General features: G+C 68.9%; 6 protein-coding genes, 1 tRNA gene and 1 pseudogene. 2 read left to right on the top strand and 6 right to left on the bottom strand.

Features of this window, described 5'->3' with window-relative positions:
• Positions 1-187: pseudogene (locus GXZ33_RS12285) on the top strand (HNH endonuclease); the annotation flags it as partial.
• A 3-nt stretch (positions 188-190) separates the two neighbouring features.
• Here the strand turns inward: GXZ33_RS12285 and GXZ33_RS12280 are convergent.
• Together GXZ33_RS12280 and GXZ33_RS12275 are read right to left on the bottom strand one after the other, a co-directional pair.
• Positions 191-1,393: a ribonuclease D gene (locus GXZ33_RS12280; protein WP_291341501.1), complete on the bottom strand. Its 1,203-nt coding sequence runs from the start codon at positions 1,391-1,393 to the stop codon at positions 191-193.
• A 22-nt stretch (positions 1,394-1,415) separates the two neighbouring features.
• The gene (locus GXZ33_RS12275) at positions 1,416-2,054 is read right to left on the bottom strand and encodes a DUF3000 domain-containing protein (protein ID WP_040085985.1); all 639 of its coding nucleotides are present in this window, start codon (positions 2,052-2,054) and stop codon (positions 1,416-1,418) included.
• A 152-nt stretch (positions 2,055-2,206) separates the two neighbouring features.
• On the opposite strand from GXZ33_RS12275, the gene hemQ reads away from it, so the two are divergent.
• Positions 2,207-2,875: a hydrogen peroxide-dependent heme synthase gene (gene hemQ / locus GXZ33_RS12270; RefSeq protein WP_363237385.1), complete on the top strand. Its 669-nt coding sequence runs from the start codon at positions 2,207-2,209 to the stop codon at positions 2,873-2,875.
• Positions 2,876-2,926: 51 nt separating this feature from the next.
• On the opposite strand, the gene msrB is transcribed toward hemQ, so the two are convergent.
• The 4 genes from msrB to GXZ33_RS12250 form a co-directional block, all read right to left on the bottom strand.
• Positions 2,927-3,328 carry a peptide-methionine (R)-S-oxide reductase MsrB gene (gene msrB / locus GXZ33_RS12265; RefSeq protein WP_291341499.1) on the bottom strand — a complete coding sequence of 134 codons (402 nt, stop codon included), beginning with the start codon at positions 3,326-3,328 and terminating at the stop codon, positions 2,927-2,929.
• The gene (locus tag GXZ33_RS12260) at positions 3,273-4,535 is read right to left on the bottom strand and encodes a glycosyltransferase family 87 protein (protein WP_291341502.1); all 1,263 of its coding nucleotides are present in this window, start codon (positions 4,533-4,535) and stop codon (positions 3,273-3,275) included. Before GXZ33_RS12260 ends, msrB begins: the two co-directional genes overlap by 56 nt.
• A 10-nt stretch (positions 4,536-4,545) precedes the next feature.
• A complete protein-coding gene (locus tag GXZ33_RS12255; protein WP_291341498.1) occupies positions 4,546-5,088 on the bottom strand; it encodes a dihydrofolate reductase family protein in 543 nt (180 codons plus the stop codon).
• Positions 5,089-5,147: 59 nt separating this feature from the next.
• Positions 5,148-5,223 (bottom strand) — tRNA-Gly (locus GXZ33_RS12250).
• Positions 5,224-5,276: the final 53 nt, after the last annotated feature.

The raw sequence follows: 5,276 nt of genomic DNA, 5'->3' as shown, positions 1-5,276 counted from the left end.
CAATCTGACGATGTTGTGTGGTGTGCACAATGCCCGCAACGACGATGACCCGGATAAACCGCCGAGGCACGGTCGGATGGAACGGGTACCGGGTGGGGTGGTGCATCACCCGCCGGGTGGTGGTCCGCCCCGGCGGAACATCCACCCGATCCGCGACCTCTCAGCCATGGCCCTGATCAACCTTTAGAAACTAGAACAAGGTGTCCTGCAGAATCGGGGAGGTCAGCTCGATCTGCCAGTCCCGCGCGTCGTGAGCCCGGAGCAGGTCCGGCAGCTCGAGATGGGAGCGGAGTTCGCGACCGTTCGTCGCCGCCCACGCCACTTCGCGCAGCGTGGCGGGACGCAGGATGTTCTCGGTGGGGATCTCCAGTTCCGCGGAGAGTTCGTCGATGGTGTCGCGGGCCGCGGTGAAACGGGCGAAGGAGTCGGGGTACTCGTTGGCCCACGCCTGACGGGAGGGCAGCCCGCGGGGCGCACGCTCGCGCTGCGGCCAGGTGCCGGGGTCTGAGGTGAGGGCGCGGTCGACGACCTCTCCCCAGAAGCGGACGGCCGAGCGGCGACGGGCCGGGAACCCCTTCACGCGGGCCAGGTCGCGGCTGTTACGGGGGAGGGTGCGGGCGACCTCGATGAGCACCTTGTTCGGCAGGACACGACCGACGGCGCGGTCCTCGGAGACGGCGATGGACTCACGTGCCATCCACAGTTCGCGGGCCACGGCGAGCTGCTCGGGGCGGCTGAGGGTGGAGATGCCCTTGATGTCGCGCCACGTCGTCTCGGTGGGACCGGTGATGGTGGCGTGGGTGCGCCGGATGTGCTCGAACTCCTGGGTGGCCCACTCGAGTTTGCCCTGGTGGTCGAGGATCTCCGCCATCGTGTCGCCGAGCTCCAGCAGCAGCTCCACGTCGAGGGCGGCGTAGGCGAGCCAGTCGGCGGGCAGCGGGCGCTGGGACCAGTCCTCGGCGCCGTGGCCCTTGGCCAGGTGGACGTCGAGAAGCATCTCCGTCATGGCGGCGAGGTTGACGTGGTCGAAGCCGGCGAGGCGGCCGGCGAGCTCCGTGTCGAAGAGGGAGCCGGGGTAGAGGCCCAGCCAGGCCAGGGAGGGCAGGTCGGAGGGGGCGGCGTGGATGATCCAGTCCCGGCCGTTGAGGGCGGGGGCGAGTGCGGCGGTGAACTCCGGGCGGTGTCCCTCGGGGTCGAGGAGGAAGGTGCCGACGTCGCGGCGGCGGATCTGGACGAGGAAGGCGCGGTCGTCGTAACGGAAGCCGGAGGCGCGTTCCGTGTCGATCGCCACCGGTCCCTGCCCGTCATCGAGGGCGGCGGCCGCGGCGGAGAACTCCGCCGGCGTGGAGAGCACGCGGGGGATGCCGTCGCGGGGTGAAGTCAGTGGAGCCATGGCCATCCAGCTTAAACCAGGCTCAGCCGAGGCGGGCGACACCCTCCGGGGGCAGTCCGGCGACGTTGGCCAGCACCCGCGAGAACGCCAGGACGTGCGGCGCCAGGTCGAGCTCGGAGGCGGTCCAGGAGGCGCGCATCTCCAGCTGGTGGGCGCGCGGTGGGCCGCCGATCTCGCCGAAGCGGACGGAGGCGGTGGCGGTGACGGTGCCGCCGAGGTTGGTGTGGTCGGCGCCGGCCCCGGCGAGGCCTTCGTTGAGCCACTGCCAGGCGACGTCGGGAAGCAGCGGGTCGGCTGCGACCTCGTGGTCCATGTCGGCCTGGATGTAGGCGACGAGGCGCATGGCGCCCTCCCAGGCTTCGTCGGCGCCGGGGTCGTGGAGGAGGATGAGACGGCCGAAGGCGTCGCCGTACGCGGCGGCCTCGTCCCATGACCTCTCGACCTCGAGGCCGATGGCGTGGCTGAACGGTGCCAGGCGCTGCGGCGGGCGGATCGTGCCGAGTGTGATCTCGGGGCGCAGTTCGGCCCTGTGCATCGATTCGACGGCGCGGGTGAACACGGCCGGAGTACCGGTCTCGTCGTCGGCACCGAAGGTGGCGCCCCTGCCCGCGGTGGCGCGGTTGAGCGGCGTCGGGGTCTCGGGAGAGTCTGGGGTGAACACGTCATCAAACTAACCACGCGTGGTGCTGTTGAGGCGGAGGCGCGCCGTGGGTTGCCCTCGGTGGGCCCATCCAACTTATGATGGATGGCATCGCCCCCAACCGCAGAAAGAGGATCTTCGTGAGCAAACTGAACTTCGACGAGCTCAACAGCATGCAGCGCTACACCCAGTTCGTCACCTTCCGTGCCATCCCGGGTGCCCTGGGCACCGAGCGCGACGAGATCATCGCCGAGGCCCGCGCCTTCTTCGACACCCTCACCGCCGGGGGGAAGGTCGTCGTCCGCGGTATCTACGACATCGCCGGCATCAACGCCGAGGCGGACCTGATGATCTGGTGGCACGCGGAGGAGTTCGAGGATCTGCAGGCCGCCTACCAGGGTTTCCGACGCACCACCGTCCTCGGCCAGCTCCTCGAGGCCGCGTGGATCGGCACCGGTCTGCACCGCCCGGCCGAGTTCAACCGCTCGCACCTGCCGTCGTTCATCATGGGCGAGGAGGCCGAGGCGTGGATCACCGTCTACCCGTTCGTGCGTTCCTACGAGTGGTACCTGCTCGACCCGAAGGAGCGTCGCCGCATCCTCGCCGAGCACGGCCAGGCCGCCCGCGACTTCCCGGATGTCCGCGCGAACACCGTCCCCGCCTTCGCGCTGGGTGACTACGAGTGGATGCTCGCCTTCGAGGGGCCGAAGCTGGACCGCATCGTCGACCTGATGCACCAGATGCGTTACACGGACGCACGTCTGCACGTGCGTGAGGAGACCCCGTTCTTCTCCGGTCGTCGTGTCGCCGACATCGGTGAGGTCGTCGCCGTCCTCCCCTAGGACACCGCTTGCCGACGCCCACCCGTATCCCGGGTGGGCGTCGTCTTTTTCCTACTGCTCCTCGAGGGTCAGGGAGATCGAGTTGATGCAGTAGCGCAGGTCGGTGGGGGTGTCGTAGCCCTCGCCCTCGAAGACGTGGCCCAGGTGGGACTCGCAGGCGGCGCACAGCACCTCGACGCGGATCATGCCGTGGGAGGTGTCGCGGCGTTCGATGATGCGGTCCTCGGCGAGGGGGGAGAAGAAGGACGGCCAGCCGCAGTGGGAGTCGAACTTCTCGGTGGAGCGGAAGAGCTCGGTGCCGCAGGCGCGGCAGGAGTAGACGCCCTCGGTTGTGGTGTCGGTGTACTCGCCGACGAAGGGCGGCTCCGTGCCGGCCCGTCGGAGGACGTGGAACTCCTCAGGGCTGAGGCGCTGGCGCCATTCGTCGTCGCTGATCAGCTTGAAGTCGGTCATGCGACGAGTCTACTGATTCGGTGCGCCACCAGACCACGGCGCAGGTGCTGATGACCACGAGCATCGTCGCCCAGCCGAGGGTGGGGTGGAAGAAGTCCATCCAGCGGGACAGGTCCGGTTCGCGCCAGGAGTGGAAGGAGTCAGGGGTGAGGAAGAGGTACGCCGCCAGCCAGGCGGGCCAGGTGTGGAAGACGCTGGTGCGCTGCAGGACGGTGAACATCATGGGGAACAGCATCATCGAGTAGTACATCTGCCCCAGGGAGGACAGGAAGAAGACGCCGGTCATGAGCAGGCCGGTGGTGGTGGTCATCCAGAGGAGGGGGTCGGAGTAGCGCCAGCGCAGCAGGACGATGACTCCGACGGCGACGACCGCGGCGAACAGCAGCCACAGGGCGTTCTCGAGGAGGGGCGGCATGCCGAAGTAGACGGCGGCGCCGGCGAGGGAGGAGTTGGCGTAGTCGCGGACCTCACTGAGGTAGGGGACCAGGTTCGTCAGGTACTCGGAGGCTCCCGGGACGAGGGGCCAGGCCGCGAGGTTGAAGGCGACGGGGACGGTGATCCCGCCGAGGACGGTGCGCCAGTCGAGCTTCACGGCGGGCAGGAAGAGCAGGGGGGCGAACTGCGGCTTGATGAGGATCGCCAGCCCGATCACCAGGCCCGCCAGCCAGCCTCGTCCCCGCAGCAGGAGCGCCAGGTAGGCGACCAGGGCGAGGAGCAGCAGGCCGTTGATGTTGGAGAAGATGAGGGTGTTGCGCACCGCCTCGGTGAGGAACGCCACGACGATCGCCACCGGCCACACCAGCGAGCGCAGTGAGTAGCCGAACATCCGCGTGAGCAGCGCCAGGGCGGCGATGACAGCCGCCGCGTTGAGGATGATGAACGCCGTGCGCGCGGCGTCGGGTTCGGTGAGCCAGCCCAGCGGGGAGAGCAGCAGCGTGGCACCCGGGTTGTACAGGTAGTGCGGGTCGACGTGGTGGTACACCTCGTTGTAGACCGGCACGCCCTCCAGCGAGCGGCGGACCGCCGAGTAGACCGTGGTGAAGTCGTCGGTGACGGAACCGTTGAGCGCGAGCACGAAGATCCGGTGCAGCACCAGCACGACGGCCAGCGGCCACGCGACGAGCCGGCCGATGTCATCGACGGGGGTGCGACGGTGACGGGGGGTGGGTTCGGTCAGGGGGGTCTGTGCGACCCACAGTCTCGTCAGATTCACGCGCCTACCGTACCGCACGGTAACGGAGGAACAGGGTACCGTCGTCCGTCGCCGCGTGATGTTCCAGGTGCAGGCGGTGCTGCCCGTCGTTGAGGAGATGCTTCTCGACGGGCCCCAGCAGCACCGGCGCGACCGTCAGGTGGAGGATGTCGATGAGGTGGGCGTCGAAAAGCATCGTGTAGATCTCCGGGCCCCCCTCGCAGACGATGCGCTGGTGGCCGCGGGCCCGTAGGTCGGCGATGAGATCCTCCGGGGAGGCGGGGGAGAGGACGAGGGCGTCGTCGAGGGGGACGTCGCCGGAACGGGAGACGACGGCGAGTTTCTTCGCGCGTTGGCCCGTGTAGCCCTCCGCGCGGACGGTGCCGGCGCCGACGAGGACGACATCCGCCCAGTCGCGCAGGGCGAGGAGCAGCTCCCGGTCGAGGTCGTTGCCCAGGTCCCCGGAGACCCCGTCGAGGGTGACGGAGCCGGTGAGGGAGGAGACCGCGACGGCGCGGATCTCCGGTTCCCCGGGCGGGAGGGTCGGGCCGATGATGTCTGCGAGCATGCGCCCAGGCTAGCCGGAAAAGGCGGAAGGGCCGGTCCTGGTGGACCGGCCCTTCCGGGTGGAGCGGATGACGAGACTCGAACTCGCGACCCTCACCTTGGCAAGGTGATGCGCTACCAACTGCGCTACATCCGCAAACGAGACCTTGTGGGTCTCTGTGCGCGATACTGGGATTGAACCAGTGACCT

This window comes from Corynebacterium sp., from assembly GCF_012838985.1.
In the GTDB taxonomy this organism is placed as follows: Bacteria; Actinomycetota; Actinomycetes; order Mycobacteriales; family Mycobacteriaceae; genus Corynebacterium.
Note: the sequence above shows the minus strand (reverse complement) of the source record. Positions and strands in the feature narration are given on the sequence as shown.